This window comes from Amycolatopsis sp. NPDC101161 (genome assembly GCF_044768185.1).
Lineage (GTDB): Bacteria > Actinomycetota > Actinomycetes > Mycobacteriales > Pseudonocardiaceae > Amycolatopsis.
In genome coordinates this window covers 805,633-829,849 of record NZ_JBIWPI010000004.1, presented here as the reverse complement: position 1 = coordinate 829,849, position 24,217 = coordinate 805,633, and the positions used below count along the sequence as shown (strand labels likewise).

Below are 24,217 nucleotides of genomic sequence, written 5' to 3'. Positions count from 1 at the left end.
CCGCAGACCGCAGGTCCGCACGAAAGTCACGCGACGGGAGACAGCTGAATAAGCCTCCCAGGCCCTCTGCGTTTTCCAAGGCCTGAGCGAAGGGCCCCCGGCGATTCGTCGCCGGGGGCCCTTTCTCGTGTTCGTGTCAGCGGCGCCCGAGGGCCGGCGCGTCGAAGGCGTCGGCGGGGAAGTGGAACTCGTCGGTGAGGTCGCTGAGGTCGCCGGCCTGCTGCCGCTGGTCCTGCAGCGAGGAGGCCTGGCCTTCCCAGTTGAGCCGCTCGAGGATCCATTCCTGAGCGAGCGCCTGGGGCGAGATGTCCCGCTCGGCGGCGATGTCCTTCAGCTGCTGGTTGGCGATCAGGCTCATCCGGAGCTGGATGACCTGAGCTTCGCCGAAGCGCTTGCCGGAGCCAGTGCTTTCGTTGTCGGCATCGGGCGCCAGTGCGGCGAGGTAAGAGGTGAGTTCCTTGTCCTCGACAACGCCATCATCCGCAGGCTTCGCGGCACCACGATGGCGTCCGGAGGACGCGGCTTTGAGGTTCGTCCGGCTGCTCAAGCGGCCAAGGGAGGGAAGAGGCACGCCAGCCACGATAACGGTTAGGTCTCACCACACAAACCACTGTGAGCCACAACACGCCAAGCGGTCGCCCCGATCAGCCCAGCGGTTACCCGAATGGAGTAGGACGAGGTATGCGCAGCGCAACAGGGGCCTAACGCAACGAGTCGATCACGAGAGGGGCGCTGGTCGGCTGGGTACGCGGCGGCTGAGGCGAGCGCGAGGTCGAGGCGGCGAGCGGCCGGTGTGGCGCGCCGGAGGGGAAAGGGGCGGGCGCCGAGACGAGCGGCTGCCGAGATGGGAGTGGGGCTTGGGTGGCGAGTGGGCGGGCAAGCGGCGGCCGATTGCGAGACGCCAGGAGGCGAAGCGGGGGTTGGGAGGCCTCGGCGGGGCGCCCAGAAGTGCACGGCCCGAAGAGGAGCGCGGCTGGCGGCGCCGGAGGGGCAAGAGGAGAGGGGCGGGCTGCGGTGGAAGTAAGGGCGCCCGGGGTGTGCGAGGAGGCGCGACGCAAGGGGCATTGGGTGCGACAGGGGGACCGCGATGCCGGGAGGTAAGTGGCGCCCGCGAGGTGTGGCAGGAGGGAGCGCGAACCCAGGCCGCAAGAAGCGCTCAGAGTGCGGCAGGAGCCAGGCGCAGGAAAGAGCAGAAGCTACGGCAGAGATCGCCAGGGCGCGCAGCGCCCGAGGCGAGAACCCAAGCACCCCGAAAAGCCGCAAGAGACGCACCGTGGGGGTCCGGGGGGCTCGGCCCCCCGGGTCAGCACACCGGAATGAATCGGGCAGGCGAAGGGCGAAGCCCGAGCAGGCCCGAGAAATGGAGGACCCCCGCGCCAGGGGGAGGAACGCGGGGGTCGGAGGGGATCTCCACAGGCGCTGACCGGGGGTGTGTCAGCACCTCGATTGTTGCACGAGTTCCCCTTCTGGGCGAGTGGAGAGCGGGAAATTTCCGCGTGCGGTGTCACTTCCGCGCCAGGTGACAGTCGTTCGGGTGGTCTCCTTCTCCCTCTGTGCCGATTGCGCTGCGTTGAGCGGAGCGTGGCCTCAGGTTCACTCTCCGGGGGGCTGTGTGTGGCGGCCGGCGCTGGTTAGCCTCGCGGCCAAGTTGTTGTGAGCCGTGTGGAGGGGCTATGAGCGGGTCTGTTGAAGTACGGCAGTTCCTCCTTCGGTACGAAGGTGCCGATGGGGGGAGTGCTCCGTTCGCCGGGGGGTTGCCGGCTCAGCGGAGCGGTGCCGCGGATGCGCAGCGGGTGTCGGACGACCAGGTCCGGCGAGCCAGGCTGGCCGTGGCGAACGGCGCGTTGGGGGTCGAGGACTGCGTGCAGCTGCTGGAGATGCTGGGCTTGAACCTGGACGAGGACGGGCAAGCGCCGGTCCAGCGCTGAGGCCGGGGGCCCGGCGGGGTTTCCGCTGGGCCTGTCCGGTGATGTTTCTGCTGGTTGTCGCCATTTTCGGTGAGTGATTCGCGAGGTCGATGACTCTCCTTGACGCGGGTTTCGTAACAGTGTTACGTTTGCCGCGTCGAAAGGGGACGGACATGACGACCATCGAGAGTGCAGCGGGGCTGGCCAACCGGATCCGGCCGGTCGTGCAGGTGCTGGGCGGCAAGTTCATGACGTCGCCGGAGCTGGCGGCGGTCGAAGCGGAAGCCGGGCTGCCGCCGCGTTCGCTCTACCTGCGGGGGCGCTCGGCCGTGCTCGGAGACGTGCCGCCGAAGGTCGCCGCGGAGCTGTTCGGGATCTTTCCGCACTGGCTCTTCGAGTTCGTCCTGCCGCCCGCGATGGCGGCCTTGGACGCGCCCGCGTCCGTCCGTGCCTACGCGGAGTCATCGGCTCGGTGGTCGCGCGTCAACCTTTCGGCCGTATCGGAGCCCGGCCGTCTGGCGGAGCTGCTGTTCCGCGTCGCCGACGCCGCCGACGCCAGCGGGCTCGCGCTGTTCGCCGGCTGGCAGAACGCCGAACGTCCGGCGGGAGACGTCGAACGGCTCGGGTTCGCCCTGATGCTCGTCCGCGAGCTGCGCGGCGGTCTGCACTTCGCGGCGCTGCGGGCGGTCGGGCTGACGGTGCCGGAAGCGGTGATCGCCGACCCGGAGGGCGGCCGCGAGCGGCTGCTGCGCACGGCGTGGCTGGCGGAGGCCGCCGACGAGCTCGTCGCGGCGGCCGGGCGCAAGCCCGATCTGCTTGACCGTTGGCGCCGCGCCGAGTCCCTCACGGACGACCGGATCGGCGAGCTCCTGTCGTCGACGTTGACCGAGCCGGAGCAGGTGGAGCTCGATCGACGGCTGGCAGAACTGTTTGCGCAGGTCGCGGGTTCGCCGGAGGCTTAAGGAACCCCCGCTGCAAAGCGGTGGCGACGTGCCCTATGCTTGTAATCGCTCCCGGGGGGACCTGAGAGCGCGGTCGGTCGGTCACCCGAAACCGGCCGGGCTCCCATCGTCCAGCGGCCTAGGACTCCGCCCTTTCAAGGCGGCAACGCGGGTTCGAATCCCGTTGGGAGTACGCAGTACTGTAGTAAACGCAAGGCCCTGTGGCGCAGTTGGTTAGCGCGTCGCCCTGTCACGGCGAAGGTCGCGGGTTCGAGTCCCGTCAGGGTCGCAAGATCGTTCGGCTCCTTGCCGGCGTTCCCGGCCAGGTAGCTCAGTTGGTACGAGCGTCCGCCTGAAAAGCGGAAGGTCGCCGGTTCGACCCCGGCCCTGGCCACGTTCGAAGAAGCCGTCTTGACTCACGTCAAGGCGGCTTTCTTGTGTATGGGGCCGATCTTGGCCGTGGCCACTGTCGAGCAGGGCCGAACTCCGCGCGCGATGTGAGTTCGACAGCAGGAACCGGCCGTCGCCGGTCATGGGCCGGCCGTTGCGGCGCGCTCGCGATTGGCCCGGATCTCGTCGTGGTGGTCGGCGGCCCAGCCGATCAGCGACGTGACGATGTCGTGCAGGCCGCGGCCCAGCGGGGCGAGGGTGTACTCGACGCGCGGAGGGACCTCGGCGTAGGCGGTGCGGGTGATCAGGCCGTCCTGCTGGAGCTGGCGCAGGGTGAGGCTGAGCATGCGCTGGGAAATGCCGGGGACCTGCCGCTGCAGGTCGGTGTAGCGCAGCGGTCCGGACTCCAGGACCGCGATGACCAGCAAGCTCCACTTGTCGCCGACGCGGTCGAGGGTCTGGCGGATGAACGCCATGTGCTCGGCGGGGATGGCCGCGCACGGCCCGATCGCCGCCGCTCGTGCCGTCACCTGTGCTCCGTCGGCCGTCTCCATTACGCACATTCCTCTCCGGTACGCACACCGGTGTGCCTTTTGTATCGCCTTCCATGCTGGTCCACCATGGCGTTACGCACAAGTTGTAAGAATTGGAGTTTCCTGATGAAGGTGGACATCTGGTCCGAGGTGACCCGAGGTGGAACTGGCCCACCACTCGTTCCCGCTCAGCAGCGGCTTCCCCGAGGGCGACACCTTCTCCGTCCGCGAGGCCTTGCTCCGCCGGCACGGTGTGGGCGGCAGCCAGGCCGAGACCTCGACCCGGCGGATCGAGAAGCTCGCCGAGAGCGAGGGCCTGATCCCCTACCGGGTGCTGGACAACAGGGTCGGCAACACCGACCTGGCGCACGAGTTCCTCGCCCACGCCGGCGCCCACGGCAAGAACCTCGAGGCCTGGGACGCGATCTTCGCCACCTACTTCGGCAAGGCCGAGCCGGTCTTCTCCCTGGACGCCCTCCTGGGGCTCTCCGACGAGCTCGGCCGACCGCCGCTACCGCCGGCAGGTCCGCGACGACGCGGCTCGCGCCCAGCGCCTGGGGGGCGACCGGCGCGCCGTTCATCGTCGTCGACGACCGGTACGGCGTGCCCGGCGCCCAGGACAGCGACAGCTTCCTTGAGCTGCTGCGCAAGGCGTGGGACGACAGCCACCCCCTCACCCCCGCCGGCGACGCCCCGGTCTGCGGACCGGACGGCTGCGCCGTCCCCGAGCGTGCCTGATTCACTCCTCGAAAGGCATTTCGATCACCATGAGCAACCTCCTGGTCTTCGGCGGCAGCGGCCGCACCGGCGCTCACGTGCTGGAGTACGCGGCCCAGCGCGGCCACCACGTCCGCGCCCTGGTCCGCAATCCCGACAAGGTGCAGGCACCCGCCGGCGTCGAACTGATCCAGGGAACCCCTGCCGACATCGACGACATCCGCCGGGCCGCCAAAGGCACCGAGGCCGTGATCAGCGTGCTGAACAACGGCCGCGCTTCCGACAACCCGTGGGCCAAGCCGGTCAGCCCGCCGACGTTCATGACCGCCGCCGCCCGCGACACTCTCACCGTCATGGGCGAGCAGGGCATCCGCCGCATCGTGCTGACGTCCACGCAGGGCGCGGGCGACGACTGGGCCCGGCTCAACCCGCTGGTGAAGGCGTTCATCAAGCTGTCGAACATCAAGGCGGGCTTCGAGGACCACACCGGCGTCGACCAGGTCGTCCGCGCCTCGTCCGGCATCGAATGGACCCTGGCCCGTGCCGTCACCCTGACCGACAAACCCGCCGGTGGCCCCGTGCGGGCCGCCGAGGCCGGCACCGAAAAGCCCGGCGCCCGGATCAACCGCGCCGACCTCGCCCAGTTCCTCATCCAGACGATCGAGGACGACGGGTGGATCCGCAAAGCGCCCCTGGTCTGGAACACCCGCGGCTGACCCGTCCCGCCAAGCCGCGGCTGGTCCCCGTGTCAGCAGCCCGGTGCTCCTGACCGTTGAGCTGGTGGCGGATCGACGAAGGCGTGGTCGCACGATGAGAGACGTCTCGGGGCGATCCCGATCTTTACCCTCGGTACGTTGCCGATCAGCGGCTGGTCGCCGTCGGCGGAGTTCGGAATCCAGGAGGGGAAATGCGCCGGTTGCAGCGATCGCTGACATTCGTGGCTGCCTTGGTGCTGTCGTCCGGCGGGTTGGTGACGGCCACCCAGGAGGCCGCGGCCGATCCGAAGCCACCTCTTACGGCCAGCAATCCCGGCCCCCAGACCGGCACCGCCGGCGTCCCGGTCACTCCGGTCCAGCTCTATTGCTACCACCAGAACTACATTTGTGACTGGAACATCGTGGGCCTGCCGCCGGGTCTGACCTACACGTCCTACGGGAAGATCAGCGGCACGTCGACAGTGGCCGGTGACTACACCGTCAACGGGACGGTGAAGGACGTCATCGATCAGCGGACCGCCACCACCTCGTTCCGCTGGACCATCAACCCTTAGCCGTGGTCAGGTCGGGGCGGTCTTGTGTTCGGGCTCAGCTCCGGTGCGGGACGACGACGATCTGGTCGGCGTCCTCGTAGACGATCTGTCCCGGCGCCTCGTGCGCCACCAGCTTGGTGCAGCCGATGCCGTGGGCGTCGAGGATTTCGAGGTAGCCGCCCGCGCGGGCGACGAGCTCTTCGGCCGATTCCTTGAACCAGGCGGTCGCGCCCGGGTTGACCGCGCGGTCGTAGACGGCCGGGTCGGCCTCCGACGGGTTCGTGTAGTGCGCTTCGTACCAGGCGTGGTTGGCCCGGCGGAACTCCTCCTGCGCCGGGGTCAGCCTGCCCGACCGGCTGAGGTTGTTGATCAACCCGAAGAAACCGGGGTGCCGCCCGTCGGGGTTGGGCTCGGTGCTCTGAAACCTGATGTACACCATGGCCAACTAATAGCGGATCCGGCGAGAATGCGGGCATGTACTGCCTTGCCGCGGGGCTCGGACGCCCCCGGGAAACGAACGCCTCGCCGGCCGCGAAAGACCTAGCGTGATGCCGAACCCCTGGGACGCCGAAGCCGCGTTCTTCGACGAGCAGCCCGACCACGGCCTCAAGGACCCCGCCGTCCGCCAGGCCTGGGCCGACCTTCTCCTCCCGCTCATGCCCGGCGCCGGAAGCAAAGTCGTCGACCTCGGGTGCGGGACCGGTAGTCTCTCCCTTCTCCTCGCCGAGGCCGGTCACGACGTCTGTGGTGTCGACTCCTCGACCGCGATGCTCGACGTCGCCAGGGAAAAAGCCCGGGGGACCGTTGACTTCCGGCTCGGGGATGCCGTCGATCCGCCCTGCTCGCCGGGCAGCTACGACGTCGTCCTCGGGCGGCACGTTCTCTGGGCCATGGCCGACCCCGGGGCCGCCCTGGAGAAGTGGGTGCGGCTGCTCAACCCCCATGGCCGGCTCGTCCTCGTCGAAGGGCGCTGGTTCACCGGGGCCGGGCTCACCCGGGATGCCTGCCTAGCCCTCGTCAAGGCGCACCGCGATGACGCCGAAGTCTGGACGCTCGACGATCCTGCCTTGTGGGGCAAGGAAATCGACGACGACCGCTACCTGATCACGAGCTGACCGTGCTCGAACTCGACAGCGCTTTCTTCGCCGATCCGCACCGGCACTACCGCCGGTGGAGCGAACGCGGCAGCGTGCACCGCGTCCGGTTCCCCGACGGGAAGATCGGCTGGGTCGTCACCGGCTATGCCGAGGCACGGGCCGCGCTCGCCGATCCGCGGCTGCGGAAAGCCGGGGCCAACGCCCGGTGGGCGGGGATCGCCGCGACCGCGAGCACGCACATGCTCGACGCCGATCCGCCCGACCACACCCGGCTGCGGAAGCTCGTCAACCAGGCGTTCACCGCCCGGGCCGTCGAAGCCCTGCGGCCGCGGGTCGAAGAGATCACCGACGCGCTGCTCGACGAGCCCACCGGCGACCCGTTCGACCTCCTCGAGGAGTTCGCCGTTCCGCTGCCCGTCACCGTGATCGGCGAACTGCTCGGCGTCGGACCCGGGCGACCGCGGCGCCCGCGCAGGTGCGGCACCTCAAGGAGTTCCTCGTCGACCTCGCCCGGCCCAAGCGCGAGAACCCCGGCGAGCGCGAGCTCGTCGCTACGGCCTTCCTGCTGCTCTTCGCCGGCTACGAGACCACCGTCAACCTCATCGGCAACGGCGTGTACGCCCTGCTGCGCAACCCCGGCCAGTTCGACGCGCTGCGCGCGGACCTGACGCGAGTGCCCGCCGCCGTCGAAGAGCTCCTCCGCTACGACGGGCCGGTCGGCTTCGCGACCCTGCGCTACGCGGGCGAACCCCTGGAGCTCGGCGGGGTCGCCATCGCGGCGGACGAGTTCGTGCACGTCGCGGTCGGGGCGGCCAACCGGGACCCGGCCCGGTTCGACGCGGCCGACCGGCTGGACCTGGCCCGCGACCCGGCCGGGCACATCGCCTTCGGGCACGGCATCCACCACTGCGTCGGCGCGCCCCTCGCGCGGCTGGAAGCGCAGGTCGCGCTCACGCGGCTGCTGCGGCGGTTCCCCCGGCTCAGCCTGGCGGCGGACGACGTCGCCTGGCGCGAAGGGATCCGGATCCGCGGGCTGACCAGCCTGCTCGTTAGGCCGAACGAGTGAACCCGAAACCGCCGTGTCCGGTCCGGAAGTCCCGCCCCGACCACCCGGCGAAAGGCAGCCCACCCGGGGCCGCCACCCACGCCGGGGAGCCGATATGCGATACCTCCTGACCCTCCACATGAACCCGACCCTCTGGGACACCCTCACCGACGACCAGAAGAACGCCGTCTACGAAGGCCACGGCGACTTCACCAAGCTCATCACCGACACCGGCGAAATGGTCGGGACCAAGGCGCTCGCCGAGCCGTCGGAGACCAAGACCGTGCGGGTCAAGGACGGGGCCACCGACGTCCAGGACGGCGCCTTCATCGAGACCGAAGCCTTCTTCTGCGGCTACTACATCGTCGACGTCGAGACCGAGGAACGCGCCGTCGAGCTGGCCGCGATGATCCCCGACGCCCAGTACACCGCCGTCGAGGTGCGCAAGATCGTCCACGAGGGTTGACCTCGATCGAGGTCGAGGGTGCACGCTGAACCCATGAGCACCGAGTGGGGCACCGACGCCGTCGACCTGGACGCCTACCTGACGAGGGTCGGGCAGCGACGGCGGCCGCCGTCCGAAGAAGCGCTCACCGACCTGGTGCGCGCCCACGTCCAGGCCATCCCGTTCGAGAACGTCGACGTCGTTCTCGGGCAGCACCAAGGGATTTCGCTCGACGTCGTGCACGCGAAGCTCGTCGGACGGCGGCGGGGCGGCTACTGCTACGAGCAGAGCGGCCTCTTCGCCGCCGTCCTCGAGCAGCTCGGCTACCGCGTCCACCGGCTCGCCGCGCGCGTCCAGCCGCGGCGGCCGGGGCCCTACACGCACATGACGCTCGTCGCCGAGGTCGACGGAAAACGCTTCCACGCCGACGTCGGGTTCGGCGCCGGGATCCTCGCCCCGATGCCGCTCGTCGACGGCCAGGAAACCGACCAGGCCGGCTGGCCGCACCGGCTCACCGAGAAGAACGGCTGGTGGACGCTGAAGAAGGGCGACGAGGACCTGCTCGACTTCCGGCTCGACGGCATGCACCCGATCGACTACGAGGTCTACCACCACTACACCTCGACGCACCCGAAGTCGCCGTTCACCGGACGGCTGGTGATCATGACGCTCGAACCGGGCGTCAGCCGCAAGCTGCTCGGCCGCGAACTCACCGTCGAAAAGCCCGACGGCAGCAAGGAAGTCACCACCGTCGCACCGGAAGAACTGGACGCCACCCTCAAGGACTTCGGCATCGAACTGACGCCGGACGAGCTGAGCAGGCTCAAGCAGGTCTACTGACCGAACAGCTCGGCCGCCGCCACCGGGCGGCCGAGGTGGTAGCCCTGGGCCTGGTCGCACCCGAGCGTGCGGAGCAGCTCCAGCTGCTCCGCGGATTCGACGCCCTCGGCGATCACCGTCAGGTCCACCGCGTGCGCCATCGCGATGATGCTCGTGACGATCGCCTCGGCGTCGCGCGACTCCGCGATCCCGGTGATGAACGACCGGTCGATCTTGAGCGTGTCCAGCGTCAGCCGCCGCAGCTGCGCGAGCGACGAATAGCCCGTGCCGAAGTCGTCGATCGCCAGCAGCACGCCGAGGGAACGCAGGGACGCCAGCACTTCCGCGGCCGCTTCCTGGTCGCGCATCAACGCGCTTTCGGTGACCTCCAGGCAGAGCGCGGCGGCCGGCAGCCCGGTGCTGGCCAGCGCGTCCTGCACCGCGGGCACCAGGTGCGGGTCGTCGAGCTGGCGCGTCGACAGGTTGACCTTCAGCGTGAGATCCAGGCCCTGCTCGCCGCGCCGCGTGGCGAGCTCGCGGGTCGTCGCGCGGAGCATCTCCTTGCCGATGACGTTGATCAGGTCGCTCTCCTCGGCCAGCGGGATGAACTCCGCGGGCGAGATCGCGCCGTGGCGGGGGTGCGTCCAGCGCAGCAGCGCCTCGACCGCGACCATCTCGCCGGTCCGCAGGTCGACGACCGGCTGGTAAGCGGGCCAGAGCTGGCCGTCGTGCACCGCGTCGCGCAGGTCCTGCTCCATCCGCAGCCGCCGCTGCATCCGCTCGCGCAGGCCGACGTCGAAGAAGTGGTGGCGGCCGCGCCCGAGCGTCTTGGCCTGGTACATCGCCACGTCGGCGTCGCGCAGCAGGTCCTCGGCGCTGCGGCGGTCCGCGGGACCGACGAGCACGACGCCGATGCTCGCGTCGAGGTGCAGCTGACGGCCGAGCACGCCGATCGGCTCGGCCAGCGCGGCCCGCAGGTGCTCGGCGAGCGCCCGCACCTCCCCGGGGTCGGTGACCTCGCCGGTGACGACGACGAACTCGTCGCCGCCGAGCCGCCCGACCAGGTCGTCGCGCCCGGAGCAGCGGCGCAGGCGCTCGCCGACGATCCGCAGCACCTGGTCGCCGACCGAGTGCCCGAGCGAGTCGTTGATGACCTTGAACTTGTCCAGATCGAGGAACAGGACGGTGACCGCGCCGCGCCGGTCGGCGGCGAGCCGGTCGAGCACCAGGGTCCGGTTGCCCAGCCGGGTCAGCGGGTCGTGGGTGGCGTCGTGCGCGAGCTGCGCGCTGATCGCGCGGGTCTCGGTGATGTCGGTGAACGACGTCACCACGGCCAGCGCCGCCGGGTCGTCGGGGTTGAGCAGCCGCGAGGTCAGCGACACCCAGACGTCGCGGCCGTCGGGCCGGCGCAGCCGCACCACCAGGCCGTTGTGCGGGACGCCGGTCCGCCGCGTCCGCACCGACGGCGTCTCGTCCGGCGGGATCCAGTGCCCGTCCTCGGTGAACAGCACGAGCGTGTGGCACGGAACGCCGATCAGGTCGGCCTCGGCGACGCCGATGATCCGGCACGCGGCCGGGTTCGCGGCCTCGATCAGCCCGGTCGGCCCCATCACCAGCACGCCTTCGTCGAGCGACGCGACGACCGTGCGGTAGTTCTGCTCGGCCCGCCGCCGCGCGGTTTCGTCCGCGCAGACGAGCACGTACCCGTCGTTCATCTCAGCTGCCGAAACGCGGACCGCCAGAGGAGCCCCGTCCCGCCGCCGGTGCACCGCTTCGGTGACCCCGCCGCCGCGCAGGTCCAGCGGCGCGCCGACCAGCTCGCCGGCCCGCCGTCCGACGGCTTCGGCCGCGGTCCAGCCGTACACCGCCTCGGCGGCCGGGTTCCAGCTGGTCACGACGCCGTCGCCGGTGGTCGCGATCAGCGCGTCGCTGACGTGCGACACGAGCGCGGCCTGGTAGCGCAGGGCGTCCGCGGCCGCCTTCTTCGCCGTGATGTCCCGCATGACGACCTGGTAGGCGAGCCGGCCGCCGAGGCGCACCGACACCGCCTCCACGGCGAACTTGCTGCCGTCCAGCCGGGACATCAGCGCTTCGACCGGCTCGCTCGCCTGCCCCGGCTCGGTCAGCCGCGCCAGCTTCTCCACCACAGCCGCCCGCGACTCCTCGGCGACGAAGTCGGTGAACCGGCGGCCGACCACCTCGTTGGCCGAGCGCGCCGCGAACGTCTCGAGGGCGGCGCGGTTCGCGTAGGTCAGGACGCCGTTCTCGTGGACGCAGATCGCGTCCGGACTCAGCTCGACCAGTTCGGCGAGGGAGTCTGCCTGCATGAGCGTCCGTCCCCCCCCGGCAGTCGGCGTGTGGCTCGGTCGATTACACCACCGACTCCGGCGCCTGCCTACCCGCCCGAATCCCGGTCCGGCCTGCGGAAGAGCCGCGCAGTCGCGGCCCCCAGAACAGCAGGCCGAAGTGCGCGGCGAACGCGTGGCCGAGCAGCGTGACGACCGAGTCGAGCGTCGTCGGGTCGTCGCTCAGCCAGATCACCGCGATGAACGCCTCCACGACGGCCAGCGCGACCGGCCGCGCGCGGCCGCGCAGCAGGAAGACGAGCGCGCCGGCGGTCGTGAAGAAGCCGTAGCTGACGCCGATGTCGAGCCAGTGCCCGGCCGAGTTCGGCAGTACGTGGGTGCTGATCAGGGCCATCACCGGCAGCTCGGTCACGAGCGTGGCCACCACGTGGCCGGAGAAGAACACGATCGCCGTGCGGCGGGCGCCGAACCGGCGTTCCAGCGGCGCGACGGCGATCGCGAAGATCACGACGTAGGCGAGCCAGCCTTCGTCGGACAGCCAGAGCGCGCTGGTCAGCAGCGAGCTGAGCGGCCGCCGCCACAGGTTGTGGGCGTCGGTGCTGGACAGCTGGAGCAGCCGGTTGGTCAGCTCCGGGTCGGCGAACTTCAGCAGCAGCGTCGTGCCGAGCAGGACCACCAGGTAGCCGAAGGTGAACGGGGTCGTCCGCGGGGTCGGGACGAACGCGCGCAGGCTGCGGCGCGGCACGGCGATCCGGGGGACCGGCCGATCGGCTTTCAGCAGCATGCTCCGAGCTTCGCCGGTCATGCTGGGAGCTTGCCGAACCGCAGCTGTGAATCCGCTGTGGAATGTCACCCACAGTCAAAAGGTTCGTTACGTGACGAATTTTTGCCAGAAACTCACCCTTTCGGGGGTCTTGTGCGGTAAAAATACGGCCACGATGTCGGCCGAAAGGCCTCTCGGGAAGGTCTGTCGGGGTGAACGACGAGGTATCGGTCGCCGAGCTGCTCGTGCGCGAGGGCTGGGGCGAGCGCTCAGGACCGGGGCAGTCGCGGTGGCGGGTGCTCGCGGTGATGCTCGCCGTCGTCATCGGCTGCGGCGCCGCGGCGGTGCTGGTCGGCCTCGGCGGCAAGGGCAGGCAGGACGCGTCCCCGGTCGACCAGATCCAGGTGATCCCGTTCCCGCAGCGCACCACGGGGCTGGGCGGCGCGGACCAGGCCACGGACTCGCCGCCGGAGGGCGGCACCGGCGGCGGCGACGTTGTCCCGGGTGTCGGCGTGCCCCGCGAGACCGTCACCGAGGTGCCGGGCACCGACCCGACCACCCGGAGCAGCTCCGGCGCCGCGACGCCGACCACCACACCGACCAGCGGCGACCCGTCCAGTTCGGTCACCTCGACCACGACTACCCCACCGGCCGGCCAGCAGCCGACGCACCCGGCGACGCCCCCGGCCCCGCCGCGGCCGTCGTGCATCCTGATCATCTGCTGGTGATCAGGCCGGCTGCTCTGTGACGTCGCTGAAGTCCGACGTGTTCCAGCGTTCCGGGCGCATCACGATCGCGATGTTGTCGCCGTGGGTGCCGTCCGTCGCGTCGGTGTAGGCCTCACCCGAGACGTACTTGTAGACGCCGTCCTGCTGCTGGACGCACAGCGCGAACCGGCCGGCCGCCTCGATCAGCCGGGTCTTGCGCAGGCCCGGTGACGTCATCACGACGACGTCGCCACCTGGCTCGTAGCGGTCCCAGATCGGCGTGGTCAGCGGGGCGCGGCCGGGCTCGGCGGCGAAGCTCAGCATGCCGACCTGCGGCTGGGCGAGGAACTGCTCGCGCTCTTGCGCTCACGACTCGACCCGGTGGCCGTAGCGCCCGCGTCCGAGACGCCGTGCACGCGCGATGCGCGACCGGCACGGCCAGATCGTGCTGCGCGCGCTCGTCGCCACCATGGCCCCCGGACCGCGAGCCGGTCGAGTACCTGAAGGCCCGCGGCGACGACCTGCAGGCGACGCTAGACAAGGCCGCCGCGCGCGGCGAGCGGGTGCCGACGGTCGACGAGGTCCTCGACTTCGTCCTGGCCCCGCTCTACCTGCGCGTGCTGTTCCGGCGCCCGGTCGAGCCGGGCACGGGGGCCCGGCTCGTCGAGCGGGTGCTCACGGCGCTTCCAGCAGATCCGGCTCCGAACGCCGGCCGAGGTGGTTGAACAGCAGGTTCAACGTGAACGCCAGGACCGCCGCCACCGTGATCGAGCTGCCGCAGATCGTCTGCAGCCACGCGGGGAAGTGCTGGAAGATCTTCGGGGCGAACGCCGGCAGCAGGCCGACTCCGAGCGCGACCGCGACGATGAACGTGTTGTGGTTGCCCGAAAACTCCACCGTGCGGAGGTTCTGCGCGCCGACCGCGGCGACCATCGCGAACATCACCACCGCGACACCGCCGACCACCGGCTGCGGGATCGCCGCGATGAACGCGCCGATCTTCGGCACCAGGCCCATCAGCACCAGGATCCCGCCGGTCACCGCGACCACCCAGCGGCTGCGCACGCCGGTCATCCGCACCAGGCCGACGTTCTGCGCGAACGCCGTGTCGGGGAAGGAGTTCAGGACGCCGCCGAGGACGGCCGACAAGCCGTCGGTGGCGAGGCCGCGCGCGAGGTCGGAGTCGGTCGGCGGGCGACCGGTGATCTCGCCGACGGCGATCATGTCGGCGGTCGACTCGGTGAACGTCACCAGCATGACCACGCACATCGACAGCACCGCGGCGACCGGGAACGTCGGCGCCCCGAAGTGGAACGGCGAAGCGAGGCCGAACCAGCTCGCCGCGCCGAGGGTGTCCCAGTGCACCAGCCCCAGCGGGATCGCGGCCACCAGCCCGATCGCCAGCGCCAGCAGCGGCCCGATCTGGTTGGCGAACCCGCGCAGCACCCGCGTGAACAGCACCAGCAGCGCGAGGACGCCGAACGCGAGCAGGATGTGCGACAGGGCCGCGTAATCGGACGCCGTCGGGTCGTTGCCCGCGATCAGCCCCGCGCCCGGGCCGAGCAGCGAGACGCCGATGACGAGCAGCAGCGTCCCGGTGACCAGCGGCGGGAAGAAGCGGATCAGCTTCGCGAACGGCTTCGCGATGAGCAGCCCGAAGACGCCGGACGCCAGCATCGCGCCGTACACCGCGGGCAGGCCGTACTGGGACGCGATCAGGATCATCGGGTTCACGACGCTGAACGTCGCGCCGGCGACCACCGGCAGCCGGATGCCCAGCAGCTTGCCGATGCCGACCGCCTGGATCAGCGTCGCGATGCCCGCCACCAGCAGGTCGGCGTTGACGAGCAGCCCGATCGTCGCCGGGTCCAGCTTCAGCGCGCTGCCGACGATCAGCGGTACCGCGACCGCGCCGGCGTACATGATCGACATGTGCTGCAGGCCGAGCAGGGCCAGCCGTCCGGCGGGCAGGACTTCGTCGACCGGGTGTTTCGTCATGCACAGGCCCCTTTCACCGGGGGACAGCCAACGCGTCGCGCGTGACGGTAGCAAGACTCCGACGTCATGATCTTGTTTCGGGGGGCGGCGGAACGGTCCCGGATGTGTGACCATCGGTGCATGACTTCGGGTGGTATTTCCCAGGTGGGCCCGCCGTTTCGCGCCGATCACGTCGGGAGCCTCCTGCGGCCCCCGGTGCTGCGTGACGCGCGTCGGCGGCGCGAAAGCGGCGAGATCGGCGTGGAGCAGCTCCGCGCGGTCGAGGACGACGCGATCCGCGACGTCATCAAGATGCAGAAGGCGGCCGGGCTGAGCTCGGCCACCGACGGCGAGTTCCGGCGTGCCTCCTGGCACATGGACTTCATCTACGCGCTCGGCGGCGTCTCGAAGAGCGACGAGCGGCTGCACGTCAAGTTCCACAACCTGGCGGGCGACCTCGAGTTCAGCCCGCCCGGCCTGCAGGTCGACGGCAAGGTGCGGCTCGACGAGCCGATCTTCGCCGAGCACTTCGAGTTCCTGCAGTCCCATGTGGACCCCGGCGTGACGCCGAAGCTGACCATCCCGTCGCCGAGCATGGTCTACTACCGCGGCGGCCGGGCGGCGGTCAGCGAGACCGTCTACCCGGACCTCGAGGAGTTCTACACCGACCTGAGCGCGGCCTACAAAGCGCAGATCGCCGCGATGGCCGGGCTCGGCTGCCGGTACCTGCAGCTCGACGACACCAGCCTCGCCTACCTCAACGACCCGGCGCAGCGGGAGCTCGTCGCGCGGATGGGCGGCGACCCGGACCGCCAGCACCTGCGCAACATCGCGACGCTGAACGCGGCCCTGGAAGGCCGTCCGGAGGACCTCGCGGTGACGACCCACCTGTGCCGCGGCAACTTCCGGTCGTCGTGGGTCGCCTCCGGGAGCTACGAGTTCGTCGCGGAAGCGCTGTTCGGCGACCTGGCCGTCGACGGGTTCTTCCTGGAGTTCGACGACGAACGCTCCGGCGGCTTCGAACCCCTGCGGTTCGTGCCCAAGGACAAGAAGGTCGTCCTCGGCCTGGTCACGACCAAGCGGCCGGAGCTGGAGGACCCGGACGTCCTGGTGCGGCGGATCGAAGAGGCGTCGCAGTACGTCGACATCGACCAGCTTTGCCTGTCACCGCAGTGCGGGTTCTCCTCGACCGAGGAGGGCAACGACCTCACCCCGGACGACCAGCTGCGCAAGCTCGAGCTGATCGTGGCCACGGCCGACCGGGTCTGGGGCGGCCACTGATGATCACCTGCGTCGTCGACTACGTCATCGACCCCGCGAAGCTCGCCGACTTCGAACGCTTCGCCGCCGCGTGGATGCGGCTGGTGCAGCGGGAAGGCGGTGTCCACCACGGCTACTTCCTGCCGTCGGAGGGCGCGAGCGACGAAGCCCGCGCGCTGTTCAGCTTCGAGAGCCTCGCCGCGTACGAGCGCTACCGGACGCTGTTCGGCGTCGACCCGGACTTCATCGAGGCCGACAAGATCCGCGACGAAAGCGGGTGCGTGGTGCGGTACCGGCGGTCGTTCATGCGCCCGCTGCTCCCGGACGACGATCTCTGACGTGCGACACAGCGCGAAGCGGCCGCCGTCGGTCGTGGACCGCGTCCTCGACCTCCTGGGCGCGTTCACGGCCGAACGGCCGCAGCTCACGCTGTCCGAGCTCAGCCGCCGCGTCGGGCTGCCGCTGTCGACGACCCACCGGATCGCCGGGGAACTGACCCGGCGCGGCGCGCTCGTCCGCGACGAGGCCGGCGTCTACCGCGTCGGGCTCTGGCTGTGGGAAGTCGCGTCGCTCGCCCCGCACGGCGCCGAGCTGCGGGAGAGCGCGATGCCGTTCCTCGAGGACCTCTACGAGGCCACGCACCAGAACGTGCAGCTCGCGGTGCTCGACGGGCCGGAGGTCGTCTACGTCGAGCGCATCTCCGGCCGCGGCGCGGTCAACGTCCTGACCCGCGTCGGCGGCCGGCTGCCCGCGCACGCCACCGGCGTCGGCCAGGTCCTGCTCGCGCACGCCCCCGCCGAGGCGCAGGACGAGGTCCTGGCCGGCCCGCTCAAGCCGTTCACGCCGAAGACGATCACCTCGACCGGGCAGCTGCGCCGCGTCCTGGCCGACGTCCGCCGCGACGGCTACGCGATCAGCGACGGCCAGATCGAGCTGATCTCGCTGTCGGTGGCGGCCCCGGTCTTCGACTCGACGGACGAGGTCGTCGCGGCGATCTCGGTGGTCGTCCCGGCGGAAGGGACGGACCCGCGGACGCTGGTCCCGGCCGTCCGGGCCGCCGCGCGAGGGATCTCGCGGGTGCTCGGGGCGCCCCGGGCCCTGCGGTCCTCCGGTGACTCCTCGACGGCTTGAGGCTCTTGTGATCGGATGGCAGGCATGGGTGCACAGAACACGGTGCTCGTCGTCGGGTCGGGTCAGAGCGGGTTCCAGGCCGTCGCGTCGCTGCGCGACCGCGGCTTCGACGGCCGCGTCGTGCTGATCGGGGACGAGCCGGGCGTGCCGTACCAGCGGCCGCCGTTGTCGAAGGCCTACCTGGCCGGAACCGCCGGGCTCGAACAGCTGCACCTGCGCGGCGAGGACTTCTTCGCGGAGAAGGACATCACGCTGTTCGAGGGGCGGGTCCTGGCCATCGATCGCGAGGAGCGCACCGTCGCGATCGACCTGTGCCGCGCCTTGGAGTACGACTTCCTCGTCCTGGCCACCGGCGCGCGCAACCGGACCCTGCCCGTGCCCGGCGCGGACCTGCCCGGCGTGCTGACCCTGCGCACGCGCGACGACGCCGACAAGCTCCGCGAGTCCCTGGAGCAGGCCGAGAACGTCGTCGTGGTCGGCGGCGGGTTCATCGGGCTGGAGTTCGCTTCGCACGCCGGCCGCCCGGTGACGATCGTCGAGGCCCAGGACCGGCTGCTCAACCGCGTCGCGACGCCGGAGATCTCCGCCTACTTCGCCGCGTTGCACCGCGAAGCCGGGCACACGGTCCTGCTCGGCCAGGGCGTCTCGGCGCTGCACGGCGACTCGCGAGTGCGTGAGGTCGAGCTGTCCGACGGCACCCGGCTGCCCGCCGACCTGGTCGTCGTTGCCGTCGGCGTCGTGCCGGAGACGACCCTCGCCGCCGAAGCCGGCCTGCCCGTGGACAACGGCGTCGTCGTCGACGCGCACCTGCGGACGGCCGACGAGCGGATCTTCGCGATCGGCGACTGCGCCAACTTCCCGTGCGTGCAGGCGGGCGCGGCGACGCGGCTGGAGTCCGTGCAGAACGCCGTCGACCAGGCTCGCTGCGTGGCCGCCGCGATCACCGGAACGCCCGAGCCGTACGCGAGCCTGCCGTGGTTCTGGACCGACCAGTCGGGCGCGAAGCTGCAGATCGCCGGGATCCTGTCCGGCGCCGACAAAACGGTGGTCGCGGGCGACCGGGCCGCGGGCAAGTTCTCGGTGCTGTCCTTCCGCGACGACGTCCTCATCGCCGTCGAGTCGGTGAACCGGCCGGCCGACCACATCGCGGCCCGGCGCCTGTTCACCGCCGACCCGCACCCGGCGTACGCGGACCTCGAAGCGAGCGCGTTCGACCTGAAGGCGCACCTGAAGTCGCGAGCGGCGTGATGCGCACCCAGGTCGCGGTGATCGGCGCCGGCCCGGCCGGGCTGCTGCTGTCCTTCCTCCTGCACGAAGCCGGGATCGACTGCGTGGTCCTGGAGGCCCGCGACCGCGAGTACGTCCGGCAGCGCGTGCGCGCCGGGGTGTGCGAGCAGCCGACCGTCGAGCTGCTGACGTCGCTGGGGCTCGGCGACCGGCTGGCCGCGGATGGCATGCCGCACGAGGGCCTGTCGCTGCGCTTCGACCGCGCCGACCACCGGATCGCGCTGACCGAGCTGACCGGCCGGCGCATCACCGTGTACGGGCAGCAGGAGATCGTCAAGGACCTGATCGACGCGCACGAGGCCCGCGGATGGCCGATCTCGTACGAGGTTTCGGACGTCATTCTGTCCGATGTGGACACCGAACGGCCGGTCGTGCGCTACCGGGACTCCGACGGTGTCTCGCAGACCATCGAATGCGACGCCGTCGCGGGCTGCGACGGCTTCCACGGCATCTCGCGTCCGTCCATTGCGGACAGTCTGACGGCGTACGAGCGTGAGTACCCGTTCGCCTGGCTGGGCGTCCTGGCGCAGACGCCGCCGTCGCACCACGAGCTGATCTACGTCCACCACGAGCGCGGGTTCGCGCTGCACAGCATGCGCACACCGGAAATCACGCGGCTGTACCTGCAGGTCGACCCGGCCGAGTCCCTCGAAGCCTGGTCCGACGACCGGATCTGGGCGGAGCTGACCGCTCGCCTGGAGGTCGAAGGCGACTTCACGCTGCGAGAAGGCCCGATCCTCGACAAGGGCATCACGCCGATGCGCAGCTTCGTCGCGGAACCGTTGCGCCACGGCCGGCTGTTCCTCGCGGGCGACGCGGCGCACATCGTCCCGCCGACCGGCGCGAAGGGCATGAACCTGGCGATCGCCGACGTCCGGGTGCTGTCGCGGGCCCTGGAAGCGTTGCTGCGCGGGGACGAATCCCTGGCCGCGGCCTACTCGGACACCTGCCTGCGGCGGGTCTGGCGGGCCGAGCACTTCTCCTGGTTCATGACGACGATGCTGCACACCGACCCGCACGCCGACGGCTTCGCGCGGCAGCTGCAGCTGTCGCAGCTGCGCTACACGACGTCGTCGCGCGCGGCGGCGACCAGCCTGGCCGAGAACTACGTCGGGCTGCCGTTCGCCTGAGATCGTCAACTCGTGGTTGACGCACCCAGAGCGTCAACCTACAGTTGACGTCATGACCGAACCCACCCAGATCAAGCTCGACGACCTCATCAGCGCGATCAAGAGCAACAACGAGAAGGACGCCCTCGCCCAGCTCACCGACGCCGTCTACGTGGGCCAGCACCTCGGTGAGGTCGCCGACCACCTGATCGGCCACTTCGTCGACCAGGCCCGGCGGTCCGGGGCCTCCTGGACCGACATCGGTGCCAGCATGGGCGTCACCAAGCAGGCCGCGCAGAAGCGGTTCGTGCCGAAGGTCGATCCGGGCGGCGATCCGTCCGGGACGATCGAGCGCGTCTACGGCCGCTACACCGACCGGGCCCGGCACGTCATCGTCGAGGCCCAGAAGGCGGCCGTCGACCACGCCAGCCCGTACATCGACACCGTGCACATCGTCCTGGGCCTGCTCACCGAGCCGGCCGCGCTGGCGGCCGGGGCGCTCCTGGCCCAGGGTGTCTCGCTGGACGCCGTCCGCGAAGCCGCCGAAGCGCGGCTGCCCGAGCCGGTCGACCCGGTGCCGAACGTGGTGCCGTTTTCCGGGGCCGCCAAGAAGACCCTCGAGCTGACCATGCGCGAGGGGCTGAGGCTCGGCCACAACTACATCGGGACCGAGCACCTGCTCCTGGCGCTGCTGGAACAGGGCGAAGGCAGCGGCTTCGAGGTGCTCGACGGCCTCGGCGTCAAGAAGGACAAGGCCGAGGCGAAGATCCTGGAGGTGCTGGCGGAGATCCTCGCCGCCCGCGGGCAGTGAGGCTCCTGCTGGCCGCCGCGCTGCTCGCGCTGCTGCTGGTGACGCTGCTCTGACCGGGAAGGACCAGGGGGTTTTCCCGGTCAGAGCAGCGGCTGATCAGGCCTCGGACTCCGGGCGGCCGTCGGCGGCCCAGGCCGTGTGGAACGAACCTTCGCGGTCCACGCGGCGGTAGGTGTGCGCGCCGAAGAAGTCGCGCTGGCCCTGGACGAGCGCCGCCGGCAGCCGGTCGGCGCGGAGGCCGTCGTAGTACGCCAGCGCCGTCGAGAAGCCCGGCGTCGGGATGCCCAGCTGCACCGCCGTCGAGATCACCGACCGCCACGAGTCCTGCGCGTCCTCGACGGCCTTGCGGAAGCCGCCCGAGGTGAGCAGCGTCGGCAGCTCCGGCTCGTCGGCGTAGGCCGAGGTGATGTCGTTGAGGAACTTCGCGCGGATGATGCAGCCGCCGCGCCAGATCGAGGCGACCTTGCCCAGGTCGATGTCCCAGCCGTACTCCGTCGCGCCGGCCTGGATCTGGTTGAAGCCCTGCGCGTACGCGACGACCTTCGACGCGTACAGCGCCTGCTCGACGTCGTCGGCGAAGCGGTCCAGCGCCGAGCCGGTGAGCGGCGACGCCGACGGGCCGCCGAGCCCGCGGGCCGCCGCGCGCAGCGACTTGGACCCGGACAGCGAACGCGCGAAGACGGCTTCGGCGATGCCCGAGATCGGGACACCCAGGTCGAGGCCGATCTGCACGGTCCAGCGGCCGGTGCCCTTCTGCTCCGCGGCGTCCTCGACGACGTCCACGAACGGCTTGCCGGTCGCCTGGTCGACGTGCGCGAGCACCTCGGCGGTGATCTCGATCAGGTAGGAGTCGAGGCGCCCGGTGTTCCACGTGCGGAACACGTCGGCGATCTCGGCGGGGGAGTAGCCGCCCGCGTGCCGCAGCAGGTCGAACGACTCCGCGATCAGCTGCATGTCGGCGTACTCGATGCCGTTGTGCACCATCTTGACGAAGTGGCCGGCGCCGTCCGCGCCGATGTGCGTGCAGCACGGCTCGCCGTCGACCTTCGCCGAGATGTCCTCGAACAGCGGGCCGAGCGACTCGTACGACTCCTTCGAGCCGCCGGGCATGATGCTCGGCCCGTGCAGCGCGCCCTCCTCGCCGCCGGAGACGCCGCTGCCGACGAAGTGCAGCCCGCGCTCGCGCAGCGCCTTCTCGCGGCGGCGCGTGTCGGCGAAGTGCGCGTTGCCGGCGTCGATGATGACGTCGCCCTCTTCGAGCAGCGGCGCGAACTCCTCGATGACGGCGTCGGTCGGGCCGCCCGCCTTGACCATGATCACGACCTGCCGGGGCCGCTCCAGCGCGTCGACGAACGCCTGCGCGGAGTACGCCGGGATGAAGTCGCCCTCGTCGCCGAACTGCTCCACCAGCGCGCGGGTCCGCTCCTCGGACCGGTTGTGCAGGGCCACCGTGTGCCCGTGCCGGGCCAGGTTGCGGGCCAGGTTGCGGCCCATGACCGCCAGGCCGGTGACCCCGATGCTCGCCTTCTTGCTCATCCGCATCCTTCCGAAGACTCTCTCGATTCAGACAGTAGTCCGATCGACGCCTCAAGGGAGGGCACGGAGGACCAGCTCACTCAGTTCAGGAGAAGCAGCGGATCGGGCCCTTGTTGTAGGCGAGCATGTCGGTGATCGCCGCGACCAGGTCGATCTGCGCGCCCCACTCGGCGCCGTCCAGCTCGGCGTACGCGCGGTGCAGGTTGCCCGGCAGCCGCTCCTGCTCGCTCAGCGACGCGAACTCGCCGAGGTCCGCCTCCTTCGCGGCCTCCAGCGGCGACAGCCCGGCGGCCTTCCCCCGCTCGGCTGTCTCCTGGACGAACCTCAGGTACGCGTCCACTGTGTCCACCACGTCGAGCCCGCACGGGCCGCCGTGACCAGGCAAGATCACTTCCGGGTCGAGTTCCCGGATGACGTCGAGGCCCTTGCGCCAGCCGGCCACCGAGCCCATCAGCGCGAACGGGCTGCCGCCGTTGAACACCAGGTCACCGGCGTAGAGCACGCGCTGCTCGGGCAGCCAGACCAGGACGTCGTTGGTCGTGTGGGCCGCGTGGCCGGGGTGGATCAGCTCGAGGGTGACGTCGCCGGCGTGCACGGTCAGCCGGTCGTCGAACACGACCTCCGGCGGCCGCGACTCGAGCTGGCCCCAGTCGTTGCCGACGAAGATGCCCTCGAACGTCTGGATGCCCTCGGCGACCATCAGCTCCCGCGTCTTGCGGTGGCCGATGACCGTCGCGCCCTCGACCAGGTAGTTGCCGTTGGTGTGGTCGCCGTGGTGGTGGGTGTTCACCAGCGTCGTCACCGGGCTGCCGGTGGCGGCTTCCACCGCGGCGAGCAGCGCGCGCGTGCGGCGCTCGGTCGAGCAGGTGTCGATGAGGACGGTGTGGTCGCCGGCGTCGACGACGCCGCAGTTGTTGATGTACCAGGAGCCGTCCGGCTGGACGTAGCCGTGGACCTGGTCGGCCAGCCGGGTGACGGCGGCGGCGGAGGGCGAACGATCGGTCACCGGCCCAGTCTGCCCGAGACCGGGCTCCGCCGGTTGGCGGAATAATTCGGAATTTCGCTGGTCCAGGCGAGTGATAGCGCAGGTGACTGGCATTCCGCGGCGTTTCCTGGAACGCTGCGCGATGTCATCATCGAGATCCGCAAGGTCAAGCACTAGCCTGGGTGGGTTCGATAGTTCGCGCGCGACGGCGACCGGGAGGCCGCCGTCGCTTGGTAGTGGTCCGGGAGAGCAGGGCGATGGCCAGCACCGTCACCTCGCGCCGGAAGCAGCTCGGGAACGAGCTCCGGCACGCCCGCACCGCGGCGCGGATGACACAGCAGCAGGTCGCCGAGGTCCTCGGCTGCACCCAGGGCAAGGTCAACAAGATCGAGTCCGGTGCCGTCGGGGTCAAGCTCGGGGATGTGCGATCCATGCTGAACGCATTCGGGATCAACGGCGAAGAAGCCGACACGCTGATGAACCTGGCGCGTGCGGCCGCCGGGCAGCGCGGCCACTGGTCCGGCTACCGCTCGGTGGTGCCGCACTGGTTCCGCACCTTCACCGACCTGGAGCCCGCGGCCGCGGAGATCCTCACCTGGCACGGCGAGCGCATCCCCGGTCCGCTGCAGTCCGAGCACTACATGCTCAAGCAGTTCACCGAGGCCGGCGCGACCGACGTGACGTCGCTGGTGCGCAACCGGCTCGACCGCAAGGCCGTGTTCGAGCAGCAGCAGCCGCCCTACTACCGGTTCATCATCAGCGAGGGCGCGCTGCGCCGGGCCCCCGGCGGGTACGCGCCCGCGGTGATGCTCGACCAGGTCGAGCACCTGCTCTCGCTCGAACGCCACCCGCGCGTGTACGTGCACGTACTGCCGTTCGGGGCGCGGCTGGCCGCGGTGCCCAACGACTTCACGATCATGCGCTTCCCGGACCGCACCCGGGACTTCGTCTACATCGAGCACTCCGCCGGCGGGCTGTACCTCGACGACGTCAAGGACTTCAACATCTTCGTCGACTCGTGGGACCGGCTGCGTGGAGCCGCGCTGGAGCGGCAGGAGACCCGGCAGTTCCTCAAGGAGCTTGCGGAGGGTTACCGCGGCCAGATGCAGCAGCTCCAATAGGGCGAACGGCCGCCGGAGCTATCGAGTCCGGTGAACAACTTTCGGTAGAGTCGGCCTGTTGCGCTGGAATCCACCGGAAGT

General features: G+C 70.5%; 26 protein-coding genes and 3 tRNA genes. 20 read left to right on the top strand and 9 right to left on the bottom strand.

Annotation, left to right across the window (positions count from 1 at the left end):
- Window positions 1-136 precede the first annotated feature (136 nt).
- The gene (locus tag ACIRSS_RS31665; protein ID WP_400901208.1) at window positions 137-571 is read right to left on the bottom strand and encodes a hypothetical protein; all 435 of its coding nucleotides are present in this window, start codon (window positions 569-571) and stop codon (window positions 137-139) included.
- A gap of 1,102 nt (window positions 572-1,673) precedes the next feature.
- On the opposite strand from ACIRSS_RS31665, the gene ACIRSS_RS31660 reads away from it, so the two are divergent.
- From ACIRSS_RS31660 to ACIRSS_RS31640, 5 genes are all read left to right on the top strand, one after another.
- Window positions 1,674-1,928 (top strand): hypothetical protein, encoded by a 255-nt coding sequence (locus ACIRSS_RS31660; RefSeq protein WP_086683067.1) that lies wholly within the window; start codon window positions 1,674-1,676, stop codon window positions 1,926-1,928.
- A gap of 152 nt (window positions 1,929-2,080) precedes the next feature.
- Window positions 2,081-2,869: a hypothetical protein gene (locus tag ACIRSS_RS31655; protein WP_400901206.1), complete on the top strand. Its 789-nt coding sequence runs from the start codon at window positions 2,081-2,083 to the stop codon at window positions 2,867-2,869.
- Window positions 2,870-2,968: 99 nt separating this feature from the next.
- Window positions 2,969-3,041: transfer RNA gene (locus tag ACIRSS_RS31650), tRNA-Glu, on the top strand.
- Between the two features lie 22 nt (window positions 3,042-3,063).
- Window positions 3,064-3,137: transfer RNA gene (locus tag ACIRSS_RS31645), tRNA-Asp, on the top strand.
- A 31-nt stretch (window positions 3,138-3,168) separates the two neighbouring features.
- Window positions 3,169-3,242: transfer RNA gene (locus ACIRSS_RS31640), tRNA-Phe, on the top strand.
- A 136-nt stretch (window positions 3,243-3,378) separates the two neighbouring features.
- Here ACIRSS_RS31640 and ACIRSS_RS31635 read toward each other — a convergent pair.
- Window positions 3,379-3,768 (bottom strand): winged helix-turn-helix transcriptional regulator, encoded by a 390-nt coding sequence (locus ACIRSS_RS31635; RefSeq protein ID WP_400901204.1) that lies wholly within the window; start codon window positions 3,766-3,768, stop codon window positions 3,379-3,381.
- 770 nt (window positions 3,769-4,538) lie between these two features.
- Between ACIRSS_RS31635 and ACIRSS_RS31630 the strand changes: the two genes are divergently transcribed.
- Window positions 4,539-5,204 carry an NAD(P)-dependent oxidoreductase gene (locus ACIRSS_RS31630; protein WP_400901202.1) on the top strand — a complete coding sequence of 222 codons (666 nt, stop codon included), beginning with the start codon at window positions 4,539-4,541 and terminating at the stop codon, window positions 5,202-5,204.
- Window positions 5,205-5,395: 191 nt separating this feature from the next.
- Entirely contained in the window at window positions 5,396-5,758 is a 363-nt protein-coding gene (locus ACIRSS_RS31625) for a hypothetical protein (RefSeq protein WP_400901201.1), read from the top strand.
- Between the two features lie 34 nt (window positions 5,759-5,792).
- Here the strand turns inward: ACIRSS_RS31625 and ACIRSS_RS31620 are convergent, their stop codons facing one another.
- Window positions 5,793-6,176, bottom strand: a complete 384-nt coding sequence (locus ACIRSS_RS31620) for a hypothetical protein (RefSeq protein WP_400901199.1) — start codon at window positions 6,174-6,176, stop codon at window positions 5,793-5,795.
- 109 nt (window positions 6,177-6,285) lie between these two features.
- Here ACIRSS_RS31620 and ACIRSS_RS31615 point away from each other — a divergent pair, with 109 nt between their 5' ends.
- From ACIRSS_RS31615 to ACIRSS_RS31600, 4 genes are all read left to right on the top strand, one after another.
- Window positions 6,286-6,852, top strand: coding sequence for a class I SAM-dependent methyltransferase (locus ACIRSS_RS31615; RefSeq protein WP_400901197.1), 567 nt, complete (start codon window positions 6,286-6,288; stop codon window positions 6,850-6,852).
- Window positions 6,853-7,309: 457 nt separating this feature from the next.
- Window positions 7,310-7,900, top strand: a complete 591-nt coding sequence (locus ACIRSS_RS31610; protein WP_400901195.1) for a cytochrome P450 — start codon at window positions 7,310-7,312, stop codon at window positions 7,898-7,900.
- Between the two features lie 94 nt (window positions 7,901-7,994).
- Window positions 7,995-8,345: a YciI family protein gene (locus ACIRSS_RS31605; RefSeq protein ID WP_400901193.1), complete on the top strand. Its 351-nt coding sequence runs from the start codon at window positions 7,995-7,997 to the stop codon at window positions 8,343-8,345.
- 33 nt (window positions 8,346-8,378) lie between these two features.
- Window positions 8,379-9,164, top strand: a complete 786-nt coding sequence (locus tag ACIRSS_RS31600; protein WP_400901191.1) for an arylamine N-acetyltransferase — start codon at window positions 8,379-8,381, stop codon at window positions 9,162-9,164.
- Here the strand turns inward: ACIRSS_RS31600 and ACIRSS_RS31595 are convergent.
- On the bottom strand, window positions 9,158-11,470 hold the full coding sequence (locus ACIRSS_RS31595) for an EAL domain-containing protein (RefSeq protein WP_400901189.1): 2,313 nt from the start codon (window positions 11,468-11,470) through the stop codon (window positions 9,158-9,160). The two genes, ACIRSS_RS31600 and ACIRSS_RS31595, sit on opposite strands and share 7 nt — an antisense overlap.
- A gap of 43 nt (window positions 11,471-11,513) precedes the next feature.
- Complete coding sequence (locus ACIRSS_RS31590; protein ID WP_400901187.1) at window positions 11,514-12,254, bottom strand: rhomboid-like protein; 741 nt, start codon at window positions 12,252-12,254, stop codon at window positions 11,514-11,516.
- 170 nt (window positions 12,255-12,424) lie between these two features.
- Between ACIRSS_RS31590 and ACIRSS_RS31585 the strand changes: the two genes are divergently transcribed.
- A complete protein-coding gene (locus tag ACIRSS_RS31585) occupies window positions 12,425-12,940 on the top strand; it encodes a hypothetical protein (protein WP_400901185.1) in 516 nt (171 codons plus the stop codon).
- Here the strand turns inward: ACIRSS_RS31585 and ACIRSS_RS31580 are convergent, their stop codons facing one another.
- Window positions 12,941-13,243 carry a hypothetical protein gene (locus tag ACIRSS_RS31580; RefSeq protein ID WP_400901183.1) on the bottom strand — a complete coding sequence of 101 codons (303 nt, stop codon included), beginning with the start codon at window positions 13,241-13,243 and terminating at the stop codon, window positions 12,941-12,943.
- An 86-nt stretch (window positions 13,244-13,329) separates the two neighbouring features.
- Here ACIRSS_RS31580 and ACIRSS_RS31575 point away from each other — a divergent pair, with 86 nt between their 5' ends.
- Window positions 13,330-13,644 (top strand): TetR-like C-terminal domain-containing protein, encoded by a 315-nt coding sequence (locus ACIRSS_RS31575; RefSeq protein ID WP_400901181.1) that lies wholly within the window; start codon window positions 13,330-13,332, stop codon window positions 13,642-13,644.
- Here ACIRSS_RS31575 and ACIRSS_RS31570 read toward each other — a convergent pair.
- Window positions 13,595-14,917 carry a nucleobase:cation symporter-2 family protein gene (locus ACIRSS_RS31570; RefSeq protein WP_400901179.1) on the bottom strand — a complete coding sequence of 441 codons (1,323 nt, stop codon included), beginning with the start codon at window positions 14,915-14,917 and terminating at the stop codon, window positions 13,595-13,597. The two genes, ACIRSS_RS31575 and ACIRSS_RS31570, sit on opposite strands and share 50 nt — an antisense overlap.
- Before the next feature lie 120 nt (window positions 14,918-15,037).
- On the opposite strand from ACIRSS_RS31570, the gene ACIRSS_RS31565 reads away from it, so the two are divergent.
- From ACIRSS_RS31565 to ACIRSS_RS31540, 6 genes are read left to right on the top strand one after another with little or no spacing between them, the layout of a single operon-like run.
- Window positions 15,038-16,177, top strand: coding sequence for a 5-methyltetrahydropteroyltriglutamate--homocysteine S-methyltransferase (locus ACIRSS_RS31565; protein ID WP_400901177.1), 1,140 nt, complete (start codon window positions 15,038-15,040; stop codon window positions 16,175-16,177).
- A complete protein-coding gene (locus ACIRSS_RS31560; protein ID WP_370970206.1) occupies window positions 16,177-16,494 on the top strand; it encodes an NIPSNAP family protein in 318 nt (105 codons plus the stop codon). Before ACIRSS_RS31565 ends, ACIRSS_RS31560 begins: the two co-directional genes overlap by 1 nt.
- A gap of 1 nt (window position 16,495) precedes the next feature.
- Window positions 16,496-17,287 (top strand): IclR family transcriptional regulator, encoded by a 792-nt coding sequence (locus tag ACIRSS_RS31555; protein ID WP_400901175.1) that lies wholly within the window; start codon window positions 16,496-16,498, stop codon window positions 17,285-17,287.
- Window positions 17,288-17,311: 24 nt separating this feature from the next.
- Complete coding sequence (locus ACIRSS_RS31550) at window positions 17,312-18,535, top strand: NAD(P)/FAD-dependent oxidoreductase (protein WP_400901173.1); 1,224 nt, start codon at window positions 17,312-17,314, stop codon at window positions 18,533-18,535.
- Window positions 18,535-19,704, top strand: coding sequence for a 4-hydroxybenzoate 3-monooxygenase (locus ACIRSS_RS31545; RefSeq protein WP_400901171.1), 1,170 nt, complete (start codon window positions 18,535-18,537; stop codon window positions 19,702-19,704). The genes ACIRSS_RS31550 and ACIRSS_RS31545 overlap by 1 nt, the downstream gene beginning before the upstream one ends.
- A gap of 52 nt (window positions 19,705-19,756) precedes the next feature.
- Entirely contained in the window at window positions 19,757-20,494 is a 738-nt protein-coding gene (locus ACIRSS_RS31540) for a Clp protease N-terminal domain-containing protein (protein ID WP_400901169.1), read from the top strand.
- A gap of 96 nt (window positions 20,495-20,590) precedes the next feature.
- Here the strand turns inward: ACIRSS_RS31540 and gndA are convergent, their stop codons facing one another.
- On the bottom strand, window positions 20,591-22,030 hold the full coding sequence (gndA, locus tag ACIRSS_RS31535) for an NADP-dependent phosphogluconate dehydrogenase (RefSeq protein WP_400901167.1): 1,440 nt from the start codon (window positions 22,028-22,030) through the stop codon (window positions 20,591-20,593).
- Window positions 22,031-22,115: 85 nt separating this feature from the next.
- Window positions 22,116-23,036 carry an MBL fold metallo-hydrolase gene (locus tag ACIRSS_RS31530; protein WP_400901165.1) on the bottom strand — a complete coding sequence of 307 codons (921 nt, stop codon included), beginning with the start codon at window positions 23,034-23,036 and terminating at the stop codon, window positions 22,116-22,118.
- 236 nt (window positions 23,037-23,272) lie between these two features.
- Here ACIRSS_RS31530 and ACIRSS_RS31525 point away from each other — a divergent pair, with 236 nt between their 5' ends.
- A complete protein-coding gene (locus ACIRSS_RS31525; RefSeq protein ID WP_155548665.1) occupies window positions 23,273-24,136 on the top strand; it encodes a helix-turn-helix transcriptional regulator in 864 nt (287 codons plus the stop codon).
- The last annotated feature ends 81 nt before the right edge of the window (window positions 24,137-24,217 follow it).